The organism is Microbacterium cucumeris, from assembly GCF_058349845.2.
Genome location: NZ_JBYRIZ020000003.1, coordinates 152,628 through 177,189, shown reverse-complemented (window position 1 = coordinate 177,189; position 24,562 = coordinate 152,628). Strand labels below are relative to the sequence as shown.

Sequence of the window (24,562 nt, the reverse complement as noted above, 5' to 3'; positions counted from 1 at the left end):
ATGAAGACCGCCCCCCTGCGCCCCGCCCCCGATTCGGCCGGGGTGCGACCGGACGTCCGGGCGATCATCGCCGGTCGCCGCGCCCGCCACCGCCGCCACGCGACCGCTACGATCGTGCTCGCGATTCTGCTCGTCGCCCTCGCCGCCACCGCCCTCATGGTCGGCGACACCTTCTACACGCCGGGTGAGGTCATTCGCGTCATGCTCGGCGAGACAGTCCCGGGAGCCTCCTTCACCGTCGGCGAACTGCGGCTGCCCCGCACGGCGGTGGCGATCCTTGCCGGCATCGCGTTCGGCATCGCCGGCGTCTCGTTCCAGACGCTGCTGCGCAACCCGCTCGCCTCGCCGGACATCATCGGGATCACCGAGGGGGCGAGCGTCGCCGCCGTGATCGGCATCATCGTGCTCTCCCTGGACGGGCCGGTCGTCTCCGCGCTCGCCCTCGGCGGCGCCCTGATCACGGCGATCGCGATCTATCTGCTGTCGAACAAGGGCGGCTTCGCCGGCACACGACTGATCCTGATCGGCATCGGCATCGCGGCGATGCTGCAGAGCGTGATCTCGTATCTGCTGTCCCGTGCCGCGCAATGGGACATCCAGACTGCCATGCAGTGGCTCACCGGCAGCCTCAACAACGCGTCCTGGGAGCGGGTCGCGCCGCTCGCGCTGGCCTCCCTCGTGATCCTGCCGCTCCTGTTCTCGCAGTCGAGGTCGCTCGGGATGCTGAGACTGGGCGACGACTCGGCCGCCGGTCTCGGCGTGCGCGTGAACAGCACGCGACTGCTGTTCATCCTCGGCGCCGTCGCGCTGCTCGCTTTCGCCACGGCCGCCACCGGCCCGATCGCGTTCGTCGCGTTCATGGCCGGCCCCATCGCCGCCCGCATCACGGGTCCCGGAGCGAACCTCCTGCTCCCCTCGGCGATGATCGGGGCGCTGCTCGTGCTCGGCGGAGACCTCATCGGACAGTTCGCGCTCCCCGGCCGACTTCCGGTCGGCGTGATCACCGGCATCCTCGGGGCGCCGTACCTCATCTACCTGCTCATCCGCACCAACAGACAGGGGGCATCGCTGTGACCGCGTCCCACCAGTTGAGCGCCGAGGGCGTCCGTCTCGCCTACGGCGACCGGACGATCATCGACGAGCTCGACCTCACCCTCGCCCCGGGCAAGATCACCACGATCGTCGGAGCGAACGGCTGCGGGAAGTCCACGCTGCTGCGCTCGCTGGCGCGCCTGCTGTCGCCGAGCGCCGGACAGATCGTGCTCGACGGCAAGTCCGTGCACTCGCGCCCCACCAAGGAGGTCGCCCGCATCCTCGGACTGCTGCCGCAGTCGCCGGTCGCTCCCGAGGGGATCGCGGTCGCCGACCTCGTCGGTCGCGGGCGGCATCCCCACCAGAAGGTGCTCTCGCGCTGGAGCGCCCACGACTACGAGGCCGTCGCCGACGCGCTCGCCGCGACCGGGACGGCCGACCTCGCGGATCGCAGTGTCGACGAGCTCTCCGGCGGCCAGCGGCAGCGGGTGTGGATCGCCATGGCGCTCGCGCAGGAGACCGACATCCTGCTGCTGGACGAGCCGACGACCTTCCTCGACGTCGCGCACCAGGTCGAGGTGCTCGACCTGCTCACCGACCTGAGCGTCTCGCGCGGCACCACCATCGTCATGGTGCTGCACGACCTCAACCTCGCCGCCCGCTACTCCGACGAGCTCGTCGCGATGAAGAGCGGGCGCGTGCACGCCACCGGCACCCCCGACGCGGTCGTCACCAGCGACCTCGTCGAGGCCGTGTTCGGCATGGCCAATCAGATCACCACAGACCCGGTTTCCGGCAAGCCGATGGTCACACCAATCGGGAGGCATCATGTCCGCTGAGACCACCACCAAGCAGAAGTCGTCGTACGTGCTCGGGCGCGCCGAGGTGCGCGCTGTCGAACGGGTCTCGCCGAACTTCGTGCGCATCACGTTCGGCGGAGACGAGATCGCCGAGTTCGGCACCCCTGGTGATGTCTTCGACGCCCGCATCAAGCTCATCTTCCCGCCGGCGTCCGGCATCCTGCCCCCGCTCGACCGCGACAGCGACGACTGGTGGGGATCGTTCCTGGCCGTGCCCGAAGAGGAGCGCGGCGCGATGCGCACCTACTCGATCCGGGAACTGCGGGTCTCGGATGCCGGCACTGAGGTCGTGATCGACTTCGTGCTGCACCTGGCGCCGGGCCTCACGGGTCCTGCCTCGCTGTGGGCGAGCTCCGCCTCGGTCGGCAAGGAGCTCTTCCTCATCGGTCCGCGGCGCGGCCGCGAGGAACGCGGTGGCATCGAGTACGCGCCCGGAAACGCGTCGAGCGTGCTGCTCGCGGGCGACGAGACCGCGGCACCCGCGATCGCCCGCATCCTCGAGGACGCCCCGCGCGACCTCCGCGGCCACGCCTTCATCGAGGTGCCGGTCGCCGAAGACATCCTCCCGATCGACGCGCCGGAAGGGGTCGAGGTGCACTGGCTGCCGCGGGGGACGGCCGCCCACGGGCTGCGCCTCATCCCGACCGTGCTCGACTATCTGGGGGATGACGACACCACGGAGATCACCGTCACCGACATCGACGGCGAGGACCTGGTGTGGGAGACGCCGGTGTACTCCGGGCTCGGGGAGGAGCTCGAGGACACCGGCGTCTCCACCGAACGCTACTTCTGGATCGCCGGGGAGAGCGGTGTCGTGACGACGCTGCGGCGGCACCTCGTGAAGGACCTCGGGGTGGACCGGGGACGGGTGGCGTTCATGGGCTACTGGCGCCGGGGCGTCGCGATGCGCGGCTGATCGCGCTTCGTGACTTCCGTTCGTTGAGCGAGCGAAGCGAGTCGAAACGGGGTTTCCGGCGGGGAGCATTCCCTTCGTTCGTTGAGCGAGCGGAGCGAGTCGAAACGCGGTGTCCAGCGCCGCACATCGGTCCGGGGCGACCGCTCCGGGCTGCGGGGTGCTGCCTTCGCTCGCGGAGGGTCCCTCCCGGCTGCGCCGGGGCCCTCCCGATGCTCGCGAAGTCAGCACCCCTCCGCCCTTCGCTGCGGAGCGACGCACCACCCCTTCTTGTGAGGGGAGGGGAGTGGCAGCGTCGGCTGCGCCGACGACTGCGCCGGGGCGGGCATCGCTTCGCTCGCCCGCGACCCCTCTCGGTCGTTGAGCGAGCGGAGCGAGTCGAAACGGGGTTTCCGTCGCGAACGCGTTCGACTCGGTCGGCTGCGCCGTCCTCGCTCAACGAACGGAGGGGCCCGACGAGCCGGGGGCGTCAGTCCGAACGGGGCAAAGCGCGTCGGCGGGGCATGGTTCGATGGAGGCATGGATGAGGGGAAGCGGATGCTGGCCGAGACCCGCGCGATCTGGGCCACGGCGATCTGCTTCCTGGCCGGAGCGGTCATCGGCACCGTCGCGCTGTGGGGGAACCCCCGGCCGATCGCGGGGGACGGGTCCGTCGGCATCCCGGCCGCTCTGATCGCGGGGGCCATCGCCGCGGCATCCTTCGTGGTCAGCACCTTCCTGCACCGGCGCGGCGAGACCAAGCCCATGCCCCGCTGGCAGGCGGCCGTCTCGGACCTGTCCGCCATCGCCCTGACCATCGCCTTCGCCTGCGTCACCGCGATGGGCGTGCTGCTCGCCGGAGAGATCCTCGGCGTCGGCCTGCAGGGGCTCGAGCTGCCCGCGATCGGCGGCGGGATCGTCACGGGCGTGGCGGCGGCCGTCGCCGGGCGCCTCACCTTCACCGCCGGCATCGGCCTCGACACCGGCGACCTCGCCGGCCTGCTGTTCAGCTACCTCGTGATCGGCACGCTCTTCGCGATGCTCACGGCCGCCGATCCGCGGTGGTGGGAGCTGAACTTCTCCCAGTTGGGCATCGGCGCCGGCTCCTGGGCGTTCAATGGCACGCTCGTCGTCGCGGGACTCCTGGTCGCCACGGTCGGGTCGTACATCGGTCGGGACCTGCACCGCATCCTCGGGGACGAGGCGCTGGGCCGGGTCGGCTGGGTGGTCGCACTGTGGGCCGCCACCGGGATCGCCCTCGCCTGCGTCGGACTGTTCCCGATCCACCGCATCCTGGTGGCGCACAACATCGCGGCCCTCGCGACCCTCGTGCTCTTCGTCGCCGCCGCGGCCGTGACGACGATCGTCGTTCCCGGCCGCCCGGCACCCCTGCTGCTGACGACGGCCGTCGTGGGCGTACTGATCGCCGTCGCGGTGATCCTCGCCGAACCGTTCGGGCTTTACTCGGTCACGGTGCTCGAGGCCATCGTCGTCGGCCTCGGCCTGCTCTGGATGACGACGCTGGTGCGAGTGCTCGCGGTGCTCACGCCCGAGCAGTCGCGCCCGTCGACGCGCGCGACGCTGCGCCGCTGAGCATCCCGCGTCGGCCACTGGCATCCGGCACCGTGCCGCTCGTCGCATCCGCCGCGCGCCGAGATCCGGAGACGAGACCGAGATCCGGACGGATCTGCCGGGATCATCCGGATCTCGCGCTACTCTCCGGATCTCGCGTGCTGATCCGGCCCCGCGCCTCAGGCGCTCGCGCGCACCACGAGCTCGGTGTCGAGGATGACCGATCGGGGCTCGGCTCCCGCGATCACGTCCAGCAGCACAGTCACCATCTGCGCGCTGATCTGGTCCCACGGCTGGCGCATCGTGGTCAGCGGAGGCTGGTGCGTCGCGGCCAGCCCCGAGTCGTCGAAACCGGCGACCGCGACATCGTCCGGCACGCGCAGCCCGGCCTTGCGTGCCGCCGCGACGGCTCCGGCCGCCATCCGGTCGCTCGCCGCGAACACGGCGTCCACGCCGCGCTCCATGAGTCGGGCCATGGCGGCCTGCCCCGACTCGAACGAGTAGTCGCCGACCTCCACGAGCGACTCGTCGAACGCCTCGCCGAGCTCCTCGCGGAACCCGACGAGACGGTACCGCCCGCCCGGGGTGTCGTCGGGACCGGTGATCATGCCGATCCGCTGGTGGCCCTGCGTCCGCAGGTGCGCCGCCATCGCCCGCGCCGACGCGACCTCGTCGACCGAGACGGTCGACAGCTCGCCCTCGTGCCCGAGCGGGATGCCGCAGCACACGGTCGGGATGCCGGTGTCGATGAGCTCCTCCAGCAGAGGCTCGGACTCGTGCGAGGAGATGAGCATGACCCCGTCGACGTGGCCCGCGCTGATGAAGTGCGCCACGCTCTCTCGCTCCGCCGCGGTCCCGGCGACGAGCAGCACGAGCGTCATCGAGCGCTGGGCCAGCGCCTCGGCGGCTCCGCGCAGCAGCAGCGCGAACGTGGGGTCATCGAACAGCAGCTGCTGCGGCTCGGTCAGCAGGAACGCCATGGATCCCGCCCGGCCGGTGGCGAGGCTGCGCGCATGGTGGTTGGCCGTGTATCCGGTGGCGATGATCGCCTCCTCGACGGCGACTCGCGCGTCCGGGGACACCCAGTGCCCGCCGTTGATCACGCGCGAGACCGTGCTGCGGGAAACCCCGGCCTGCACCGCCACGTCGCGGATCGTCGGCTTCCGCTTCGCCGTCAGATCGCTCACCGGAGTGACTCTACTCACTTCCGGCGCAACCGCGAAGCCCATGCTGGGACCGGTCTCAGTTCGGTAACGCTTCGAGCATCAGGGCGGACACCGGCATCGTCGATGAGGTAGAACTGAGACCGGTCCCAGCCGCGGCATCCGATCGCCGACTGAGACCGGTCCCAGTTTCACCTGCACCACCTGCACCGACCCGATGGAGTGCCGATGACCTCCCCTCACGCCTGGCCCGAGCTCCGGGGAATCGCCTACGGAGGCGACTACAACCCCGAGCAGTGGTCCCGCGAGACCTGGCGCGAGGATGTCGCGCTCATGCGGGAGGCCGGGGTGAATCTCGTCAGCGTCGGGATCTTCTCGTGGGCGCTCATCGAGGTCGCCGAGGGCGTCTTCGACTTCGAATGGCTCGACGAGCTGCTCGACCTGCTCCACGAGAACGGCATCGCGGTCGACCTCGGCACCCCGACGGCCTCCCCGCCCGCCTGGTTCTTCGCGAACCACCCCGAGGCGCGCGTCATCGACCGCGAGGGCCGGGTGATGGGCTTCGGCTCGCGGGGCATGGCCTCGCACTCCTCGCCGGCCTACCGCGAGGCCATCGTCCGGTACGCCGACACCATCGCGGCGCGCTATGCGAAGCATCCGGCCGTCGTGCTCTGGCACGTCCACAACGAGTACGGCGTCCCGGTCGGAGAGGACTACTCCCCGGCATCCGTCGCCGCGTTCCGGATCTGGCTCCAGGAGAAGTACGGGACCCTGGACGCCCTCAACGCGGCGTGGGGCACCGCCTTCTGGAGCCAGCACTACGCCGCCTGGGAGCATATCGATGCCCCGGCCATCGCGCCGAGCGTCGTGAACCCGGCCCAGCGCCTGGACTTCGCGCGCTTCACCGACCACCAGCTGCGGGCCTGCTTCATCCTCGAGCGCGACGCCATCCGCGCGCACGCCGACCAGCCCATCACCACGAACTTCATGGCGAACCAGAGCTGGACCACGGACCTGTGGGCCTGGGGTCGCGAGGTCGACATCGTCTCGGACGACCACTACCTGTGGGCCGCCGACGAGGACGCCCACATCGGGCTCGCCATCGCCGCGGATCTCACCCGCTCGGTCGGAGGCGGCAAGCCCTGGATCCTCATGGAGCACTCCACCTCGGCCGTGAACTGGCAGCCCCGCAACATCGCGAAGCGTCCGGGCGAGATGAAGCGCAACTCGCTCACGCATCTCGGCCGCGGCGCCGACGGCATCCTGTTCTTCCAGTGGCGCGCCGGGCGATCGGGAGCCGAGAAGTTCCACTCCGCGATGCTCCCGCATGCAGGCACGGCGTCGCGCGTGTTCCGCGAGGTCGTGGATCTCGGCGCGACCCTCGACCGGCTCGGCGAGGTGCAGGGCTCGATGGTCCAGGCCGAGGTCGCCGTGCTCTGGGACTTCGAATCCTTCTGGGCGCAGGACCTGGAATGGCGCCCCTCGGAGGACGTCGCCCACGCCGCCCAGGTGCGCCACTTCTACGAGCAGCTCTGGCGGGACGGCATCACGGTCGACTTCGCGCTCCCCGGGCACGACCTCTCGGGCTACAGGCTCGTCGTCGTCCCCGCCCAGTACCTGCTGAGCACCGCGGATGCCGAGAACCTCACGCGCTACGTCGAATCCGGCGGCACGCTGCTGGTGTCGTTCTTCTCGGGCATCGTGGACGAGAACGACGCCGTCCATATCGGCGGGTTCGGCGCACCGCTGCGTGACGCGCTCGGGCTCACGGTCGAGGAGTTCCTGCCGCTGCGCGAGAGCGCCAGCCACGACGTCGAATGGCCCGGACGCGGTGCGTTCCGCGCCGACGTGTGGCAGGAGGACATCGCCCTCGACGGTGCCGAGGTCATCGCGCGCTTCACCGGGGGGCCGGGCGAGAACGGGCCGGCGATCACCCGCAACGCGCACGGCGCGGGCGCCGGCTGGTACGTCAGCACGCGGCTGGACGCCGTGGGCATGGGCGTGCTGATGGGCGCCGTGTACGCGGACGCCGGGGTGGTCCCGGCATCCCGCCCCGAGGGACTCGAAGTCGTCACGCGCCGCCGGGGCGGTACCGACTACGTCATCGCCGTGAACCATCGCGACGACGACGTCGAGCTCGCCGCCACCGGCGTCGAGCTCATCACCGCGACCGACGTCGACGGCACGCTCACGGTGCCCGCCGGCGGCGTCGCCGTGGTCCGCACCACCGCAGCATCCTGACAACTCCACACCGACGGGTCCCGTGGCCCGTCGTCCACAACCGGTCGTGACGAGGCGGCTCGCTCAGCGAAGCGCGTCGGCGGCCACAACAGAGAGGAACACCGCATGCGCAAGCACATCGCAGTCGGCGCATTCGCGCTGACCGCCGCCGTCATCCTGGCCGGATGCAGCTCGAGCACTCCCGAGGCCGAAGAGCCGTCCGGCGAGGGCGCCGAACTGGTCATCTGGACCGACGCCGAACGCGAGGAGGCGATCAGCGCCGCCGCCGAGGCGTTCGAGGAGGAGACCGGAGCGACCGTCAAGCTCGTGCAGAAGAACTTCGAGGACCTGCGCGACGACTTCATCGCCCAGGTCCCCACCGGCGAGGGGCCCGACATCACCGTCGGAGCGCACGACTGGCTGGGTGCGCTCGTCGCCGCCGGCGTCGTGGACACGATCGACCTCGGCGACAAGGTCGAGAGCTTCGAGCCGGTGGCCGTCGAGGCCATGACCTACGAGGGCCAGCTCTACGCGCTGCCGTACTCGCTGGAATCGATCGCGCTCGTGCAGAACGCCGATCTCGTGGGCGAAGAGGCACCGGCCACCTGGGACGAGATGATCCAGAAGGGCATCGACTCCGGCGCGGAGCGCCCGTTCGTCATCAACACCGAGGGCGAGACCGGCGACGGCTACACGATGTACCCGTTCCAGACCTCCTTCGGCGCTCCCGTCTTCGTGCAGGACGAGTCAGGCTCGTACACCAGCGAGGTCGGCATGGGCGGAGCGAACGGCGAGGCCTTCGCGACGTGGCTGGGGGCGAACGGCGCGAACGGCACCGGCTACATCTCCACCACGGTCGACTACGACATCAACAACGAGCTGTTCAACTCGGGCAAGGCCGCGTACACGATCCAGGGTCCGTGGGCGATCAGCACCTACCCGGACGTGAACGTCGTCGTCAACCCGATCCCGTCGGCCGGCGGCGAGACCGCGGCCCCGTTCGTCGGCGTTCAGGGCTTCTACCTGTCCAGCCAGAGCGAGAACGCCCTGCTCGCGCAGGAGTTCCTGGTGAACTACCTCGGCACGGAGGACGCGCAGCGCGCCCTGTACGACGCCGATCCGCGCATCCCGGCGTGGACGGCTCTCGCCGAGGAGGTCTCGTCCGATCCGATCATCGCGGGCTTCGTCGCCTCGTCGCAGAACGGCGTGCCGATGCCGTCGATCCCCGAGATGGGCTCGGTCTGGGACCTCTGGAACGCCGCTCAGGTGCAGATCATCAACGGCGCCGACCCGGTGTCCACCTGGAACACCATGGTCGCCGACGTCGAGGCCGCGATCGCGGGTTGATCCCTCCGGGCCGGGAGGCGCGTCCCGCCTCCCGGCCCGGAACCGCAGACAGGAGAACTGATGTCGACACCGGCAGCGCCCGTGCAGGAGAAGCCTGCGCCGTCCCCGCGCGAATCCCACGCCCGCAGCTTCCGCGGACTCGGATGGGGCTTCCTCGTGAAGCTCCTCCTGATGGCGCTGATCAACGCGTTCGGCATCATGACGGCCATCGCCGCGTGGCGCGTGGAGTCCTGGATCGTGCTGGGCGCGATCGTCGTGCTCGTGGTCATCGCGGACTGGGTGTACTTCACCAAGAAGGCTCTGCCGCTGAAGTATCTGCTCCCGGGGCTCGTGTTCCTCCTCGTCTTCCAGGTGTTCATCTTCGGGTACACCGCCTACATCGCCTTCACGAACTACGGCACCGGACACATCGGCACGCAGGAGCAGGCCGTCGAGGCCGCCCTCATCCAGGGGGAGCGCCGCGTCGAGGGCTCGCCCACCTACCCGCTGTCCGTCGTCGAGCGGGGCGGCGAGCTCGGCTTCGCGATCGTCGACGAGGACGGCGACGTGCAGGTCGGCTCCGCCCTCGAGCCGCTGTCGGAGGCATCCGGAGCGTCGCTCGGAAGCGGCGGTGCCCCCGAGGAGGTGCCGGGCTGGACCGTCGTCCCCCGTGCCACGGTGCTCAGCGACACGGCCCTGCAGGCCGAGATCGCCGAGCTGCGCGTGCTCGTCTCGGACGACCCCAACGACGGCTCGGTGCGCACCCGCGACGGCTCGTCCGGCGCGGTCTACGAGTCCACCCTGGTGTGGGATGCCGAGGCGCAGACGATCACCGACACGACGACCGGCACGGTGTACACCGCGACCGACCGCGGCAGCTTCGTCGCCGAGGACGGCACAGCACTCCCCGCGGGCTGGTACGTGAACGTCGGTTTCGAGAACTTCCTCCGCCTGTTCACCGACCCGGCCCTGGCCTCCACGCTCGGCAGCGTGACGGTGTGGACGTTCGCGTTCGCGATCCTGTCCGTCGTGCTGAGCTTCGCGGTGGGCCTGGGCCTCGCGATCGTCTACAACGACCCGCGGGTGAAGGGCCGTCGGGTGCTGCGGGCGTTGTTCATCCTGCCCTACGCGTTCCCCGCGTTCATGGCCGCGCTGCTGTTCCGCGGCATGTTCAACGCCGAGTTCGGCGTCATCAACGACCTGTTCTTCTTCGGCCAGCAGATCAACTGGCTGGGCGACCCGTGGCTCACGCGGGCCGCCGTGATCTTCGTCAACGTGTGGCTGAGCTATCCCTACTGGTTCCTGGTGTGCACCGGCGCGCTGCAGTCGCTGCCGTCGGACACGCTCGAGGCCGCCGAGATCGACGGCGCGAGCAAGTGGCAGCGCTTCCGCGCGATCGTCCTGCCGCTGCTGCTGGTGTCGACCGCGCCGCTGCTGATCGCCTCGTTCGCGGTCGCGTTCAACAACTTCACGGTCATCTACACGTTCAACAACGGCGGCCCGGCGATCGCGGGCGCCCCCTACGCGCTCGGGTCCACCGACATCCTGGTCTCCGCCATCTACGACGTGTCCGGCGTCTCGGGCGGCGCCAGCGACTACGGCCTCGCCAGCGCGCTCTCCATCATCGCCTTCATCGTGGTCGGTGTGATCTCGGCGCTGAGTTTCCGCCAGACCCGCAAGCTCGAGGAGTACCAGTGATGTCCATGCAGACCAGAGCAGTCGTGACGGGTTCACGTGGGGACGCGGCGGCATCCCGGGCAGGCGCCCGACGGCGCCGGTGGTGGGGCGAGGTCGGCTGGAAGTACCTCCTCGCCGTCGTCGTGCTCTTCTTCGCGGCGTTCCCGCTCGTGTACGTGCTGTCCTCCTCGCTGAACCCGAACGGCAGCCTCGCGGCGTCGAGCGCGCTGTTCTCGGCGGTGGACCCCGCCAACTACATCGCCCTGGGCCAGTCGCAGTACTGGATGTGGTTCGGCAACACGCTGCTCATCGGCGGTGTGACGGCGATCGGATCGGTGCTGATGGGTGCGGCCGCGGCCTACGCGTTCTCGCGATTCCGCTTCTCCGGCCGGCGCGCGAGCCTCACGACGCTGCTCGTGCTGCAGATGTTCCCGCAGGCGCTCGCCTTCATCGCGATCTTCCTCATGCTGCTGACGATCGGCGAGGTCGTCCCCGCACTCGGCATCAACTCGAAGATCGCCCTGATCTGCGTGTACCTGGGCGGCGCGCTCGGGGCGAACACGTTCCTCATGTACGGGTTCTTCAATACGATCCCGGTGGAGATCGACGAGTCCGCGAAGATCGACGGCGCCACGCACGCGCAGATCTTCTGGAAGCTCATCATGCCGCTGGTCGTGCCGATCCTCGCCGTGGTGGCGCTGCTCGCGTTCCTCGCGGCGTTCGGCGACTTCATCCTGTCGAAGATCATCCTCACCAGCGAGGACAACTGGACCCTGGCGGTCGGCATGTACCAGTGGGTGTCCAACCAGCTGACCTCCCGCTGGGGTCTGTTCGCGGCCGGCGTTGTGGTCGCCGCGCTCCCCGTGCTCGCCCTGTTCTTCTCCCTGCAGAAGTACATCGTCGGCGGACTCACCCAGGGGTCCGTCAAGGGCTGATCCCGTTTCCTCTCCCGTCGAAAGGCCGTCATGCACCGTCGCACACGTTCCCTGCTCTCGGCGTCGCTCGTCGTCGCCACCGCTCTCGGCCTGATCGGCCTCGCCCCGTCAGCGGCCTCCGCTGCTTCGTCAGCGGCCGCCAGCGGACCGGTCGCGGCCTCGATCACCGTGCCGCGCGTCGAGAACCTCCCCGCGGAGTTCATCGGCGGCGTCGACGTCTCCTCCGTGCTCTCTCTCGAGGAGTCCGGCGTGGTCTTTCGCGACGCCCAGGGTACGGCCGGTGACCTGTTCGGCATCCTCGCGGACGCCGGTGTCACCGATGTGCGCGTGCGGGTGTGGAACGACCCGTTCGACGCCGCGGGCAACGGCTACGGCGGCGGGAACGTGGACGTGGACCGTGCCGTCGAGATCGCGACGAGGGCGACGGATGCCGGGCTCGGCGTGCTCGTCGACTTCCACTACTCGGACTTCTGGGCCGACCCCGCCAAGCAGCAGGCCCCGAAGGCCTGGGCCGGGCTGGATGCCGAGGCGACCGCCGTCGAGGTCGGAGCGTTCACGCGCGACGCAGTGAAGCGCATGATCGAGGCGGGCGTCGACCTGCGGATGGTGCAGATCGGCAACGAGACGAACAACGGCGTGGCGGGCGTGACCGGATGGGACGACATGGCGGCGGTCTTCGCCGCCGGATCGGCCGCCGTCCGGGCGGAGGCTCCGGATGCTCTGGTCGCGCTGCACTTCACGAACCCCGAGCGGGCCGGCTTCTATGCGAACGTGGCGGCGCAGCTGGACAGTCGGGACGTGGACTACGACGTCTTCGCCTCGTCCTACTACCCGTTCTGGCACGGTACGCCCGAGAACCTCACGGCCGTGCTCGCGCACGTCGCCGACACCTACGGCAAGCAGGTCATGGTGGCCGAGACGTCGTGGGCCTACACGCTCGAGGACGGCGACGGACACGGCAACGTGATCGATCTTCCCGCGGAGGCGACGCAGTACGCACTCAGCGTCCAGGGCCAGGCCACCGCGATGCGCGATGTCGTGCAGGCGGTCGCGGACGTCGGAGACGCCGCGCTCGGCGTCTTCTACTGGGAACCGGCCTGGCTCCCCGTCGGCCCGCCGTCCGAGCTGGAGGCGAACCGCGTGCTGTGGGAGCGCGACGGCTCCGGCTGGGCGTCGAGCCACGCCGGCGAATACGATCCGCACGATGCCGGACAGTGGTTCGGCGGCTCGGCGTGGGACAACCAGGCGCTGTTCGCGTTCGACGGCACGGCATCGGATGCGCTGAACATCTTCACGTACGTCCGCACCGGAGCCGTCTCGCCGCGCGAGGTCGAGTCCGTGGCTCCGGTCGCCCTGCGGCTCACCGAGGGAGCGGACGTCGTGCTGCCCGAGGAGGTCGAGGTCCGCTACACCGACGGCACCTCGGAGTGGCAGACGGTGACGTGGTCCGACGCGGTGCAGTACATCGAGGGCGTCGGAGAGTACGCGATCGCGGGGACGACGAGCGGCGGTCTCGACGCCTCCGCGACCGTCACGATCGTCGCGCGGAACCTCCTGGCCGATCCCGGCTTCGAAGACGCCGACGCGACCGCGTGGTCGACCTCGGGCACCGGACTGACGCTGCATTCGGGGGACGACCCGCACTCCGGAACCCGCTCGGCCCACTTCTTCGCGGATGCCGCCTACTCGTTCGAGCTGACCCAGACCGTGACGGGACTCGCGGAGGGAGCCTACGTCGCCAGGGCCGCGCTGCAGGGCGACGGCGAAGGCGAGGACGGGCGCGTGACGCTCGCGCTGTCGACGTCCGAGCTGGCCGCCGAGCCCGTCGCGTTCGGCCTCGACGGCTGGAGGGTGTGGTCCACGCCGACCACCCCGGCGGTGCAGGTGGGCGAGGACGGCACGGCGACCGTGCGGATCGCGGCGGACCTTCCGGCCGGCGCCTGGGGCACCCTGGACGACGTCGAACTGGTGCGGATGCCGGAGCCCGGTGCCGACACCACGCAGCTGAAGACGCAGCGGGATGCCGCGGCATCCGTCGATCCGGATGACTACGTCGAGTCGTCCACGGCGGGTCTCGCCGCATCGATCGCGCGCGCGGACATCGTGCTGAGCGCCTCATCGCCGAGCGCGGACGCGGTCGCCGGTGCTCTCGAGGCGCTCAACCGCGCGCTCGACGAACTGGTGCTGCGCGACGACGCGACCGCAGCGCCGGCGAGCGCGGTCCTCTCGCACGACAACGGCCACGACACCGGTCTGCGCGACGGCGACTACACCGTCACGATGAACCTGTGGTGGGGCGAGAACGCCACGAAACTGCGACTGTTCGAGAACGGCGCCCTGATCGCCACCGTGCCTCTGACGTACGACGGGCGGGCGGCGCAGACGGCGCGCATCGACGTGCGCGGCAGGTCGAACGGCGTCTACGAGTACACCGGGGAGCTCGTCAACTCCCGGGGCGCCACGGCGGTGAGGCCGGTGAGGGTCGAGGTGACGGATGCCGCGCCGGGAGCGCCGGTGCTCTCCGCGGACAACGGCGACGGCGACGGCGACTACACGGTCACCGCGAACCTGTGGTGGGGGACGAATGCGACCGCATACCGCCTGTACGAGGACGGCGAGCTGCTGACGGCGGGGGAGCTGGTGGCGGACACGCCGGCGGCGCAGCGCGTATCGGTGCCGCTCATCGGTCGCGCCGTCGGGACGCACACCTACACGGTCGAGTTCGTGAACGCGGCCGGGGTCACGGAGGGCAAGCCGCTCACGGTGCGCGTCCGGGGCTGAGCGGCGGGCGCTGCGGCATCCGCACGGCTGGATCCGGAGGATCCCGCGAGATCCGGACATCCGGCGGTAAAACGTCCGGATCTCGCGCGATTCTCCGGATCTCGGCGGAGACGCGGAGCGCGATCCGCCGGCGAGGGGGTGGTCCTCGGCATCCGCGGATGACAGGATCGGACCAACCGCACGACGGAAGGGACGACGATGTCCGACCAGGTGTTCATCTTCATCGCATTGGGCCTGTACTTCGCAGCGATGCTGCTCATCGGGTGGGTGGCCTTCCGGCGCACCGCCGACCACGAGGACTACATGCTCGGCGGCCGCAATCTGCCGCCGTGGGTGGCGGCCCTGAGCGCGGGAGCGTCCGACATGTCGGGCTGGCTGGTCATGGGTCTACCGGGCGCGATCTACCTGTCCGGGCTCATCGAGGCGTGGATCGCGATCGGCCTGACCATCGGGGCGTACCTGAACTGGCTGCTCGTCGCGCCGCGGCTGCGCGCCTACACCCAGGTCTCGCGCAACTCGATCACCGTGCCGAGTTTCTTCGAGAACCGGCTCCGTGACGGCTCGCGCCTGCTGCGCATCCTCGCGGGCCTCGTCATCCTGGTGTTCTTCACCCTCTACATCTCCTCGGGCATGGTCGCCGGGGGAGTGTTCTTCGAGAGCTCGTTCAACTCCGACTATCTGCTCGGCATGGCGCTCGTCGCCGGGGTCACGCTGCTGTACACGCTGTTCGGCGGGTTCCTGGGCGCCTCCTTCACGGACGTCGTGCAGGGACTCATGATGGTCGTCGCCCTCATCGTCGTGCCGATCGCCGCGGTGATCGCCGTCGGCGGCTTCGGCGAGGTGGGTGCCTACGTGGAGGAGCTCGCCCCCGACCACGTGTCCCTCATCGGCGGCACGGCCCTGACCGGAGGCACCGTCCTCGCGATCATCTCGTCGCTCGCCTGGGGACTGGGCTACTTCGGTCAGCCGCACATCATCGTCCGGTTCATGGCGCTGCGCAGCCCGCGCGAGGCGAAGAGCGCCCGCCGGATCGGGATGTCGTGGATGATCGTCTCGCTCGTCGGCGCCGTGTTCTCCGGTTTCGTCGGCATCGCGTACATGGCGCACCAGGGCATCGACCTGGCCAACCCCGAGACGGTCGTGCTCGTGATGTCGCAGACGCTGCTGCATCCGTTCGTCGCCGGACTGGTGCTCGCGGCCGTGCTCGCCGCGATCATGTCGACGATCTCGAGCCAGCTGATCGTGTGCTCCTCGGCGCTCGTCGAGGACCTCTACAAGGTCATGCGCAGGACGCCGCCGGACGGCAAGCGCATGGTGCTGCTGGGCCGCGCGGCCGTCCTCGTCGTGGCGATCGTGGCAGCGATCCTGGCGATCATCCCGGATGACACGATCCTCGGGCTCGTCTCGTTCGCATGGGCGGGATTCGGCGCGGCCTTCGGGCCGCTGATCCTGCTGAGCCTGTTCTGGCGGCGCCTGACGAACTGGGGCGCGCTGGCGGGCATGTTCGTCGGTGCCGCCGGGGTGTTCGTGTGGGACGCGGTCTGGCCGGAGATGTACGAGCTACTTCCGGCCTTCGTGTGCGCGACCGTCGCGGCCGTGGTGGTGAGCCTGTTCACGCATCGCGCCGATTCGGAGCGCCAACAGGAGATCCTTCAGGAGTTCAGCGACACCGGCGCCCTGCTGATCGTGAACGGGATCGGCCGCGGGGCGAGGGGCGACCGGCAGACTCCCTGACCGCGCCGGTTCAGTGCACGAGAGCGCCGCCGCGGGCGGGCAGGTCGCCGTCGAGGCGCTCGATCGCGCGCAGGGATGCCGCGACGAACGCCGCGATCTTCCGCGCTCCCTCGACGCGGAAATGGGTGTCGTCGACGAGTCCGTCCGGCCAAGCCGTCGTCTCGCCGGGGGCGTAGTGCGACAGCAGACGCGTGGATCCCTCCTCACCGAGGTCCTCGTAGAGCCAAGTGGTGAAGACGCTCAGGTCGATCAGCGGGACGTCGAGCTCGTGGGCGAGGTCGCGCACCGCGTTCGGGTAGTCGCCGTGGGTGGGCACGACCCGACCGTCGTCGAACCACCGCCGCGCGCAGGAGGTGCAGAGCACGGCCGAGGCGCCCCGCTCGCGGACGTCGGACACGAAGCGGCGCAGCCGCTCCTGGTAGCCGCCGCGGGAGGCGAGCAGGTCGGGGTGCTTCTGGTCGTTGTGCCCGAACTGGATGACGACCGTGTCGCTGGGACGCACGTCGGCGAGGAGGCGATCCCACGAGCCCGTGGCGATGAACGACTCGGTCGTCGCGCCCCCGAAGGCGTGGTTGCGGGTGGGGCGGCCCGAGAGCTCTTCGAGGAACTCGCCCCAGCCGGTGAGCGGGGTCTCGTGCGGCTTCATGGGCGCGACGGTCGAGTCGCCGGCGAGGTGGTAGGTCACGGGGAGAGTCTGGCATGGACAACGCTTTCCCGCTAGGGGAGCTGAGGTCCTCGCCGGAACGGACGCCGGAAATAGGGCATTCGCCTGATGCCGGGCGGGGGCCTTAGAGCGGAGTGTGGAGACATCCCAACCGAGGAGTCACCATGTACGAGCCCTTCCTCATGATCACCACTCTGGTCGACGACCGCGCCCGCCTCGACCGCGAGATCGAGCGCCGCCGGGCCGTCCTCGAGCGCCTGGACGCGCAGTCGGCGCCGCGTCGCGGCTGGTTCGCCCGTCTGCGGAGGACGCGCTCGGTGCCCGCAGGCGTCGCGGCCGCGGGTGGCGACCCCGCATCCGCACCACGCGCCCGCACGGCGGACGGCGCCGCGGTCGCGCCGGCCTCGCCCGGAGTCCACGGTCCCGACCGGAGCACGTCGGAGCCGGAGCGGGTCAGCGGTCACGTCTCCGCGGCACCGATGCCGGTCGCGCCGGCCACCGCCGCAGGCGACAGCCCCGTCGACGCCGGCCTGCTCGCGGCGCCCGTCCGGTGACGCCGGAGGCCGGTCTGAGGGATCGGGCCCCCGATGTCCGTGGCGAGTGGCACGATGAGGACATGCCACTCGCCACGCCCGCATCGGCGATGGTCGGCCGCGACGCGGATCTCGCCGACCTGGCGCGCGCGTTCGATCGCGCCGTCGGCGGCGAACCGGCGGCGGTGCTCGTCGAGGGCGAAGCCGGCATCGGCAAGTCGCGGCTGCTGCGGGAGTTCGAGGCGTCGGCCGGATCGCGGGCCGACGTGCATGTCGGGTGGTTCCTCGACCTCGGATCCGTGCGCACGCCGTTCGGGCCGCTGATCGGCATCCTGCGCTCGCTCGTCTCGGTGCTGGGACCTGATGAGGCACTCGCGGCGGTCGGCGCAGGACGCGAAGCGCTGCGGATGCTCCTGCCCGAACTCGCCACCGAGGAGATCCGCCGCGAGCGGACGAGCCCCGAGGCGCTGCGCGACGCGATCGCGACACTCATCGAGGCCGCGGCGGTGCGCCGGCCGCAGATCATCGTGGTCGAGGATCTGCACTGGGCCGACGACTCGACGCTCGCGCTGCTGAACTTCCTGCTGCGCATGATCGATCACGGGCGCATCCTCTTCGTGCTCACGTGTCGCAGCGAGGACGTCCGCCGCGGCGACGCGACGAGCCGGTTCATCGCCGAGGTCACGCGCGCGCGGCTGGTCGAGCGCCTGCCGCTGCGGCGGCTGGATGCCGAGACCTCACGACTTCTCGCCGAGCAGCTGTCCGGCCGCCCGCTGAGCGACGCCGCGCTCGAGCGCATGCACGAGCGCGCCGAGGGCGTGCCGTTCTTCATCGAGGAGCTGGCCTGCTGCTCGGAGGCGCCGCTGCCCGAGGGGCTGACCGGCCTGCTGCTCACCCGCTTCGACCGACTCGGCGATGACGCCCGCGCGGTCGTGAGGCTCGCCTCCGGAGCCGAGCGCGCGCTGTCCCACCCGCTGCTCGCGCGACTGAGCGGTCTCGACGACGTCCGTCTCGACGCCGCCATCCGCGAGGCGACGGTGGGCGGCATCCTCGTCGTGGACGATGAACACTATCGCTTCCGTCACGCGCTGCTGCGCGAGGCCGTGCACGATGACCTGCTGCCCGGTGAACGGGCCCGGCTGCACCGCTCGTTCGCTGAGGCGCTCGAAGAGCACGGCAGCCGCAACCACGCCGCTCTCGCCTATCACTGGCGTCTGGCTCAGGATCCGCGGCGCGCCCTGGCCGCCGCCGTCGCCGCCATGCGGCAGGCCAAGGCGGGCTACGCGTTCGCGAGCGCCGCCCGGTTCGGTGAACTGGTGCTCGAGTTGTGGGAGCAGGTGCCCGACGCCGCGGAGGCCGCAGGCATCGGCCGGGTCCCGCTGCTCGTGATGCTGGGATCGATCCTGCGCAACGCGGGCGACGACGAACGCGCGCTGGCGGTCGCGCGGCTCGGGCTCGACGAGCTCGACGAGTCGACCGTCGACCCCGTGCAGCACGTCCGGCTGGTGCGCGACCATGCGCAGTTCCTCGCGAACCTCGGCCGCCCGGGGCCGCTCGAGGACTACGAACGCGCGCTCGCCCTGCTCGACGCGCACGGCATCGAGGACGGCCACCTGCGGGCGACGGTCCTCAACGGCATCGCGAGCCGTCACATGCTGGCGGGCCGCTCGACCGCGTCGGTCATCGCGGCCACGGCGGCCGAACGGGCTGCGGCGTCCGCAGGCGATGAGAGCGAGCGTTCGATCGCGCTGAATCTCCGGGCCTGCTCGCTCATGCTGCTGGGCGAGGTGGGTTTCGGGCAGCAGGCGTTCGACGCCGCCCAGGGCCTCGGTCGCGACGGACGTGCCGGAGTGCAGTTCCGAGTGAACTACTCGGACTCGCTGACGCTGCGCGGTCACTACACCGAGGCGCTGCGCGTCGCTGAGGACGGCCTGCAGCGCGTGAGAGAACTGGGGGTGCTGCGCAGCTCGGGCGGCGTGCTCACGCAGAACATGGTCGAGCCGCTGCTCGCGCTCGGCGACATCGGCCGGGCAGAGCGCATGCTCGCGACCGTCCCCGACCGGCACATCGTGCAACGTTCCGGGCTGTACCTGTCGACCTCCCGCATCCGTGCCCTGGCGTGGCGGGGGCGCGTCGAGGAGGCCGAGCTGATCCGTGCCGAGTGGATGCCGGCGCTCCTGCGGGCCGCGCCGCTCGAGCGACAGGTCTGGTACTACGCCGTCGAGGCCGACTTCGCTCTCGCCGTCGCCACGGGCGACTGGACAGGAGCGGCCGAGGTCATCCGCGCGATGGTCGACGATGACGGCGTCGCCCTGGCGAACGGACGTCGGCTTCTGCTCGAGGGGGCGTGGGCGGTCGCCGAGGCGCGGGCCGCGGGTGCGCCGGCGGACGCCGCAGCCGCCGCCATCCGCCGCGCGTGGGATGCGCAGCCGGACGCGCTGCGCGATCCCGACTGGACGGTCGTGATCGGCGCGCTCCTCGACGGTCGGGCGGACGCCCTGGAACAGGCGCGGATCGCCACGGACGCCGCCGACATGCCCGCGATCCTGCGCGTCGCGGTCCTCCTGGAGTCCGCGAGGGCGCTGCTGGCGCAAGGCGACCGCGCCACGGCCTCCCGTCGGCTGTCGGATGCTGAGGCCATCGCGGCCGAGATCGGACACGACCGGCTCCAGCGCTCCGCGACCGAGCTCGCCGGTCGCGTGAGTGCTCACGGCGCCGCGGGGGAGGACTCCGAGCTGACCGCGCGCGAGCGCCAGGTGCTGGAGCTCGTCGCGGAAGGGATGAGCAATCGGCAGATCGGCGAGCGGCTGTTCATCAGCACGAAGACCGCGAGCGTGCACGTCTCGGCGATTCTGCGCAAACTCGGCGTCGCCACCCGCACCGAAGCCGCCCTGGTCCTCGCGCGCCGCTGACGCGTCGTCCTGCCCCGACGTTCCGCGCTCTCGCGCTGAGTGAGCGCGGACAGCGGGCTTGGCGTGCCCAGCGTCAATAGGTTAGGCTCTCCTAACGTGACGTCACCCGAAACCCGCAGCCCCGCCACCGCACTGCGCGGCGAGAACCTGGCCCTCGGGTATCGCAAGGACCGCGTCGTCCACGACGTTTCCCTGCAGCTGCGACCCGGTGCGGTCACGGCGCTCATCGGTCCCAACGGCAGCGGCAAGTCCACGGTGCTCCGCTCGCTCGCCCGGCTCCACCCGGTCGATGCCGGCACCGTCCACGTCGGCGACGCCGAGTCGCGCACTCTCCACGCCCGCGAGTTCGCCCGCACGGTCGCCATGCTGTCGCAGTCCCGGCCGCACCCGTCCGGTCTCGAGATCCGCGATGTCGTCGCGTTCGGACGCCACCCGCACCGCGGCCGCTTCTCCGGGGTGTCCGATGCGGATCGCGCCGCCATCGACGCCGCTCTGGCACTGACCGGACTGTCCGACATGGCGCATCGCGCGGTCGACGAGCTGTCGGGCGGCGAACTGCAGCGCGTCTGGCTGGCGACTTGCCTCGCTCAGGACACCGGCATCCTGCTCCTCGACGAGCCGACCAACCACCTGGATCTGCGCTACCAGATCGAGACGCTCGAGCTCGTGCGCGACCTCGCCGATCGCGGCACTGCGCTCGGTGTCGTGCTGCACGACCTCGACCACGCCGCCGCCGTGGCCGACGAGGTCGTGCTCATCCACCGCGGCCGCGTGCGCGCCGCGGGTTCCCCGGAAGACGTGCTCACCTCCGAGAACCTCTCCGAGGTCTACGGACTGCGCATCGACACCGTCGTCGACGCCGAGACAGGCCACGTCCGCGTGTACCCGCGCGGGCGTCACCAAGAGCGGCGTCGCCGGGCATCCGATGCCGTCGTCGTCGCCGCCCCGACGATGTGAACAGAGGAATGATGAAGAAGGCTCCCCTCGCGTCCCTCGCGGCGCTCGGCGTCCTCGCGATCGCGCTGTCCGGCTGCGGCACCACAGAGGTCGCACCCCAGGACTCCGCGGCTCCCGAGACCGTCGCCAGCGCCGACTGCTCGACCGACGAGACGACGACCTCGACCGACCCGGTCACCCTGACCGACGACTACGGCCGCACCGTCGAGCTCGACAAGCCGGCCGAGCGCGTCGCCGTGCTCGAATGGCAGCAGATCGAGGACACCCTCACGCTCTGCGTCACCCCCGTCGCCGTCGCGGACGCCGAGGGCTACTCGACGTGGGACACCGCCGAGGTGCTTCCCGAGGGCGTCGTCGACGTGGGCACGCGCCAGGAGCCGAACCTCGAGGCGCTGTTCGCCACCGACCCCGACTTGGTGATCGTCGAGGCGTCCAGCGCTGATGACGAGGTCATCGGCCAGCTCGAGGCGTACGGCGTTCCCGTGCTCGCGACCATCGGCGCCGACGCCGCCGACCCGATCGCGAAGATGCTCGCCACGTTCGACCTCATCGCCCAGGCCACCGGGCGCGAGGAGCGCGCGGAGGTCGTCAAGGACGAATTCGACGCCTACCTCGCCGACGCCAAGGGCGCGCTGGCCGACGCCGACCTCCCGACGACCGACTTCGTGTTCTTCGACGGATGGGTCGACGGCGGCAACGTGGCCATCCGTCCGTTCGGCCAGGGCTCGCTCATCGGCGAGCTCGGCGAGGAGCTGGGCCTCACCAATGCGTGGACCGGCGAGGTCGACGCGGCCTACGGCCTCGGCCAGACCGACATCGAGGGCATGCTCGCGGTCGGAGAGGCGAACCTCCTGCACACCGGCACGGAGGAGGAGGCCGAAGACGGCTTCATGGCCGCGCTGGAGAGCAACCCCGTCTGGGAGTCGATCCCGGCCGTCGCCGAGGACCGCGTCTACAGCTTCCCGACCGGCATCTGGACCTTCGGCGGCCCGCGCTCGGCCCAGCAGATCATCGACGCGTACGTCGCGGCTCTGAGCCAGTGACCCTCGCCGAGACGCGCGGCACCCCGATGGAGGCGGTCGCCGCCCCTGGTCGGCGCGCCGCGCGTCTCGGGCCCGTCGCGGCGCTGATCGCGCTCGCCGTCCTGCTCGTCCTCGTGTCGCTGTGGCACCTGACCCAGGGGACCAGCGGCACTGTCTTCGCCGATGAGACCGTCCTGTGGGGCTCGCGCATCCCGCGGCTCGCGGCGGGCGTCACCGTGGGCATCGCGCTCGGCGTCGCCGGGACCCTGCTGCAGTCCCTCTCGCGCAACTCGCTCGCCTCGCCGGATACGCTCGGCGTCACGGCCGGCTCCTACCTCGCCGTGACCGTCGTCGCGGCGTTCGGCATCGCGGTGCCGACGTGGGCGTCCGGGACTGTGGCGTTCGCCGGCGGGCTCGTCGGCGCCGTGATCGTCCTCGGACTCGCCGGCGGTGCGGCATCCTCGACCACCCGGCTCGTCCTCGCCGGCTCGGCCCTCGCGATGGCCTTCCAGGCGGGGACCTCGACGCTTCTCATCCTGTTCTCCGAGGAGACCGACGGCCTGCTGGCCTGGGGGAGCGGATCGCTCACACAGCTCAACCTGGATGCCTTCCTGCAGGCGGCACCGGTCGTGGCGCTCGTGCTGGCGATCGCCATCCTCATGGGGCGGCGGTTCGACGTGCTCGCCCTGGGCGATGACACCGCCTCGTCGCTGGGCGTGCCGATCCGGTCGACCCGCGCGGTCGGCATCCTCTTCGCGGTGGCGCTCACCGCGGTCTCGGTGACCCTTGCCGGGCCCCTCGGATTCGTCGGATTGTGCGCGCCGGTGCTCGCGCGCCTGCTCACGCGCGTGATCCCGGGGCTCACCCGCCACGTCTTCCTCCTCCCCGCCTCCGGGCTGATCGGCGCGCTGGTCGTGATCCTCGCGGATGCCGTCCTGCGCGCGATCCTCGGTGCGGAAGCGGCGATCAGCATCCCGACCGGCGTCGCGACGACGCTTCTCGGGGCGGTCATCCTCGTCCTCATGGCTCGCCGACTGCGGGATGCCGGTCCCACCCGGGAGCCCCCGAAGGTGCGCTTCGGGGTGCGCAGCAGCAGGCGCTACTGGATCGTCCTCGTGCTGTCGTCCGTGGGGGTGGCGGGGACCGTCGTCGCCGGGCTCCTGCTCGGCACCAGCCTGCTGCGGACGGGGGACGTCGCGCTCTGGCTGCAGGGCGAGGCCCCGCCGCAGATCGCGTTCGCGCTGTCCGAGCGTGCTCCGCGCATCGCGGCGGCGGTGTGCGCGGGGGCGGCGCTGGCGCTGTCGGGCGCGCTCATCCAGGCCGTCAGCCGGAACCTGCTCGCCGACCCCGGCATCCTCGGCGTCACGGGAGGCGCTGGCCTCGGAGCCGTGATCGTCGTGACCAGCGCTGTCGCGTCGACGGCCGGGATGATCGTCGCCGCGGTCGTGGGGGCGCTGCTGGCGTTCGCTCTCGTGTACCTGCTCGCGTGGCGTCGCGGGCTCAACGCCGACCGCTTCATTCTCATCGGCATCGGCGTCTCGTACGGAACGGTCGCGCTCACGACGTTCGTGCTGCTGCGCGCCAACCCGTGGGACACGCCGAAGATCTACACGTGGCTGTCGGGCACGACGTACGGACGCGTCTGGGAGCAGATCATCCCGATCGCCGTCGTCCTGCTGATCGCGATCCCGCTGGCGTTCGCGCTGCGGCGGGAGGAGGACGTTCTGGCCCTCGACGAGGACACGCCGCGACTGGTCGGGATCGGACTCGAGCGCACGCGGCTCGTGCTTCTCGTGACGGCCGCGGTGCTCGCCGCGCTCAGCGTGACGGCGGTCGGCGTGATCGGGTTCGTCGGTCTCGTCGCTCCGCACGCCGCTCGAGCCCTGGTGGGCGCTAGGCACGCGCGGATCATCCCGGTCTCCGTGCTGCTGGGCGCGCTGCTCGTGGGGGCGGCGGACACGATCGGTCGCACGGTTATCGCCCCGGAGCAGCTGCCGGCGGGTCTCGTGGTCGCGCTGCTGGGGGCGCCCTACTTCGTCTGGCTGCTCTGGCGCTCGCGCGACGCCTGACGCTGGTTGCTCGACGACGGGCGGGACGACCCCTTTCGTTCGTTGAGCGAGGACGGCGGAGCCGCCCGAGTCGAAACGGGTGAGGGGCTGAGGTTCTTCGGTGGGACCGCGTTTCGACTCGCTTCGCTCGCTCAACGAGCGGGGGAGGGGTGCGCTCAACGAACGAGGGCGGGGGCCCAACGAGCGAGGGTGGGGCTCGCTCAACGAGGGAGG

Annotated in this window: 17 protein-coding genes; 15 read left to right on the top strand and 2 right to left on the bottom strand. The window is 70.9% G+C overall.

Annotated features, from left to right (window positions below; all coding sequences use genetic code 11):
• The 4 genes from AC3RXZ_RS09925 to AC3RXZ_RS09910 all read left to right on the top strand — a co-directional run bounded on the left by AC3RXZ_RS09925 (position 1) and on the right by AC3RXZ_RS09910 (position 4,377).
• A complete protein-coding gene (locus AC3RXZ_RS09925; protein ID WP_491493900.1) occupies positions 1-1,074 on the top strand; it encodes a FecCD family ABC transporter permease in 1,074 nt (357 codons plus the stop codon).
• The gene (locus AC3RXZ_RS09920; RefSeq protein ID WP_243228933.1) at positions 1,071-1,871 is read left to right on the top strand and encodes an ABC transporter ATP-binding protein; all 801 of its coding nucleotides are present in this window, start codon (positions 1,071-1,073) and stop codon (positions 1,869-1,871) included. The genes AC3RXZ_RS09925 and AC3RXZ_RS09920 overlap by 4 nt, the downstream gene beginning before the upstream one ends.
• Positions 1,861-2,808: a siderophore-interacting protein gene (locus AC3RXZ_RS09915; protein WP_243228935.1), complete on the top strand. Its 948-nt coding sequence runs from the start codon at positions 1,861-1,863 to the stop codon at positions 2,806-2,808. Before AC3RXZ_RS09920 ends, AC3RXZ_RS09915 begins: the two co-directional genes overlap by 11 nt.
• Positions 2,809-3,324: 516 nt before the next feature.
• On the top strand, positions 3,325-4,377 hold the full coding sequence (locus AC3RXZ_RS09910) for a DUF998 domain-containing protein (protein ID WP_243228937.1): 1,053 nt from the start codon (positions 3,325-3,327) through the stop codon (positions 4,375-4,377).
• A gap of 158 nt (positions 4,378-4,535) precedes the next feature.
• On the opposite strand, the gene AC3RXZ_RS09905 is transcribed toward AC3RXZ_RS09910, so the two are convergent.
• A complete protein-coding gene (locus tag AC3RXZ_RS09905; RefSeq protein ID WP_243228938.1) occupies positions 4,536-5,585 on the bottom strand; it encodes a LacI family DNA-binding transcriptional regulator in 1,050 nt (349 codons plus the stop codon).
• Between the two features lie 162 nt (positions 5,586-5,747).
• Between AC3RXZ_RS09905 and AC3RXZ_RS09900 the strand changes: the two genes are divergently transcribed.
• The 6 genes from AC3RXZ_RS09900 to putP all read left to right on the top strand — a co-directional run bounded on the left by AC3RXZ_RS09900 (position 5,748) and on the right by putP (position 16,192).
• Complete coding sequence (locus AC3RXZ_RS09900) at positions 5,748-7,760, top strand: beta-galactosidase (RefSeq protein ID WP_243228939.1); 2,013 nt, start codon at positions 5,748-5,750, stop codon at positions 7,758-7,760.
• 105 nt (positions 7,761-7,865) lie between these two features.
• A complete protein-coding gene (locus AC3RXZ_RS09895; protein ID WP_243228940.1) occupies positions 7,866-9,086 on the top strand; it encodes a sugar ABC transporter substrate-binding protein in 1,221 nt (406 codons plus the stop codon).
• Between the two features lie 60 nt (positions 9,087-9,146).
• Positions 9,147-10,763 (top strand): ABC transporter permease subunit, encoded by a 1,617-nt coding sequence (locus tag AC3RXZ_RS09890; RefSeq protein WP_491493899.1) that lies wholly within the window; start codon positions 9,147-9,149, stop codon positions 10,761-10,763.
• Positions 10,764-10,768: 5 nt separating this feature from the next.
• A complete protein-coding gene (locus AC3RXZ_RS09885; RefSeq protein WP_243229209.1) occupies positions 10,769-11,677 on the top strand; it encodes a sugar ABC transporter permease in 909 nt (302 codons plus the stop codon).
• A gap of 30 nt (positions 11,678-11,707) precedes the next feature.
• The gene (locus AC3RXZ_RS09880; protein ID WP_491493898.1) at positions 11,708-14,458 is read left to right on the top strand and encodes a glycosyl hydrolase 53 family protein; all 2,751 of its coding nucleotides are present in this window, start codon (positions 11,708-11,710) and stop codon (positions 14,456-14,458) included.
• A 198-nt stretch (positions 14,459-14,656) separates the two neighbouring features.
• Positions 14,657-16,192 (top strand): sodium/proline symporter PutP, encoded by a 1,536-nt coding sequence (putP, locus tag AC3RXZ_RS09875; protein WP_491493897.1) that lies wholly within the window; start codon positions 14,657-14,659, stop codon positions 16,190-16,192.
• A gap of 10 nt (positions 16,193-16,202) precedes the next feature.
• Here the strand turns inward: putP and AC3RXZ_RS09870 are convergent, their stop codons facing one another.
• On the bottom strand, positions 16,203-16,877 hold the full coding sequence (locus AC3RXZ_RS09870; protein ID WP_491493896.1) for a rhamnogalacturonan acetylesterase: 675 nt from the start codon (positions 16,875-16,877) through the stop codon (positions 16,203-16,205).
• 143 nt (positions 16,878-17,020) lie between these two features.
• On the opposite strand from AC3RXZ_RS09870, the gene AC3RXZ_RS09865 reads away from it, so the two are divergent.
• The 5 genes from AC3RXZ_RS09865 (at position 17,021) to AC3RXZ_RS09845 (ending at position 24,349) form a co-directional block, all read left to right on the top strand.
• Positions 17,021-17,410, top strand: a complete 390-nt coding sequence (locus AC3RXZ_RS09865; RefSeq protein ID WP_491493895.1) for a hypothetical protein — start codon at positions 17,021-17,023, stop codon at positions 17,408-17,410.
• Positions 17,411-17,472: 62 nt separating this feature from the next.
• The gene (locus AC3RXZ_RS09860; RefSeq protein WP_491493894.1) at positions 17,473-20,301 is read left to right on the top strand and encodes a helix-turn-helix transcriptional regulator; all 2,829 of its coding nucleotides are present in this window, start codon (positions 17,473-17,475) and stop codon (positions 20,299-20,301) included.
• Between the two features lie 96 nt (positions 20,302-20,397).
• Entirely contained in the window at positions 20,398-21,258 is an 861-nt protein-coding gene (locus AC3RXZ_RS09855; protein WP_491493893.1) for an ABC transporter ATP-binding protein, read from the top strand.
• Positions 21,259-21,266: 8 nt separating this feature from the next.
• Positions 21,267-22,301 (top strand): iron-siderophore ABC transporter substrate-binding protein, encoded by a 1,035-nt coding sequence (locus AC3RXZ_RS09850; protein ID WP_243228951.1) that lies wholly within the window; start codon positions 21,267-21,269, stop codon positions 22,299-22,301.
• A 26-nt stretch (positions 22,302-22,327) separates the two neighbouring features.
• Entirely contained in the window at positions 22,328-24,349 is a 2,022-nt protein-coding gene (locus AC3RXZ_RS09845) for an iron ABC transporter permease (RefSeq protein WP_491494117.1), read from the top strand.
• Positions 24,350-24,562: the final 213 nt, after the last annotated feature.

Bases quoted from the DNA above. Each gene is read 5' to 3' on its own strand.
- AC3RXZ_RS09925 (WP_491493900.1), top strand. From the start codon at position 1: ATGAAGACCGCCCCCCTGCGCCCCGCCCCCGATTCGGCCGGGGTGCGA.
- AC3RXZ_RS09915 (WP_243228935.1), top strand. From the start codon at position 1,861: ATGTCCGCTGAGACCACCACCAAGCAGAAGTCGTCGTACGTGCTCGGG.
- AC3RXZ_RS09910 (WP_243228937.1), top strand. From the start codon at position 3,325: ATGGATGAGGGGAAGCGGATGCTGGCCGAGACCCGCGCGATCTGGGCC.
- AC3RXZ_RS09905 (WP_243228938.1), bottom strand. From the start codon at position 5,585: ATGGGCTTCGCGGTTGCGCCGGAAGTGAGTAGAGTCACTCCGGTGAGC.
- AC3RXZ_RS09900 (WP_243228939.1), top strand. From the start codon at position 5,748: ATGACCTCCCCTCACGCCTGGCCCGAGCTCCGGGGAATCGCCTACGGA.
- AC3RXZ_RS09895 (WP_243228940.1), top strand. From the start codon at position 7,866: ATGCGCAAGCACATCGCAGTCGGCGCATTCGCGCTGACCGCCGCCGTC.
- AC3RXZ_RS09890 (WP_491493899.1), top strand. From the start codon at position 9,147: ATGTCGACACCGGCAGCGCCCGTGCAGGAGAAGCCTGCGCCGTCCCCG.
- AC3RXZ_RS09885 (WP_243229209.1), top strand. From the start codon at position 10,769: ATGCAGACCAGAGCAGTCGTGACGGGTTCACGTGGGGACGCGGCGGCA.
- AC3RXZ_RS09880 (WP_491493898.1), top strand. From the start codon at position 11,708: ATGCACCGTCGCACACGTTCCCTGCTCTCGGCGTCGCTCGTCGTCGCC.
- putP (WP_491493897.1), top strand. From the start codon at position 14,657: ATGTCCGACCAGGTGTTCATCTTCATCGCATTGGGCCTGTACTTCGCA.
- AC3RXZ_RS09865 (WP_491493895.1), top strand. From the start codon at position 17,021: ATGTACGAGCCCTTCCTCATGATCACCACTCTGGTCGACGACCGCGCC.
- AC3RXZ_RS09860 (WP_491493894.1), top strand. From the start codon at position 17,473: ATGCCACTCGCCACGCCCGCATCGGCGATGGTCGGCCGCGACGCGGAT.
- AC3RXZ_RS09850 (WP_243228951.1), top strand. From the start codon at position 21,267: ATGATGAAGAAGGCTCCCCTCGCGTCCCTCGCGGCGCTCGGCGTCCTC.
- AC3RXZ_RS09845 (WP_491494117.1), top strand. From the start codon at position 22,328: ATGGAGGCGGTCGCCGCCCCTGGTCGGCGCGCCGCGCGTCTCGGGCCC.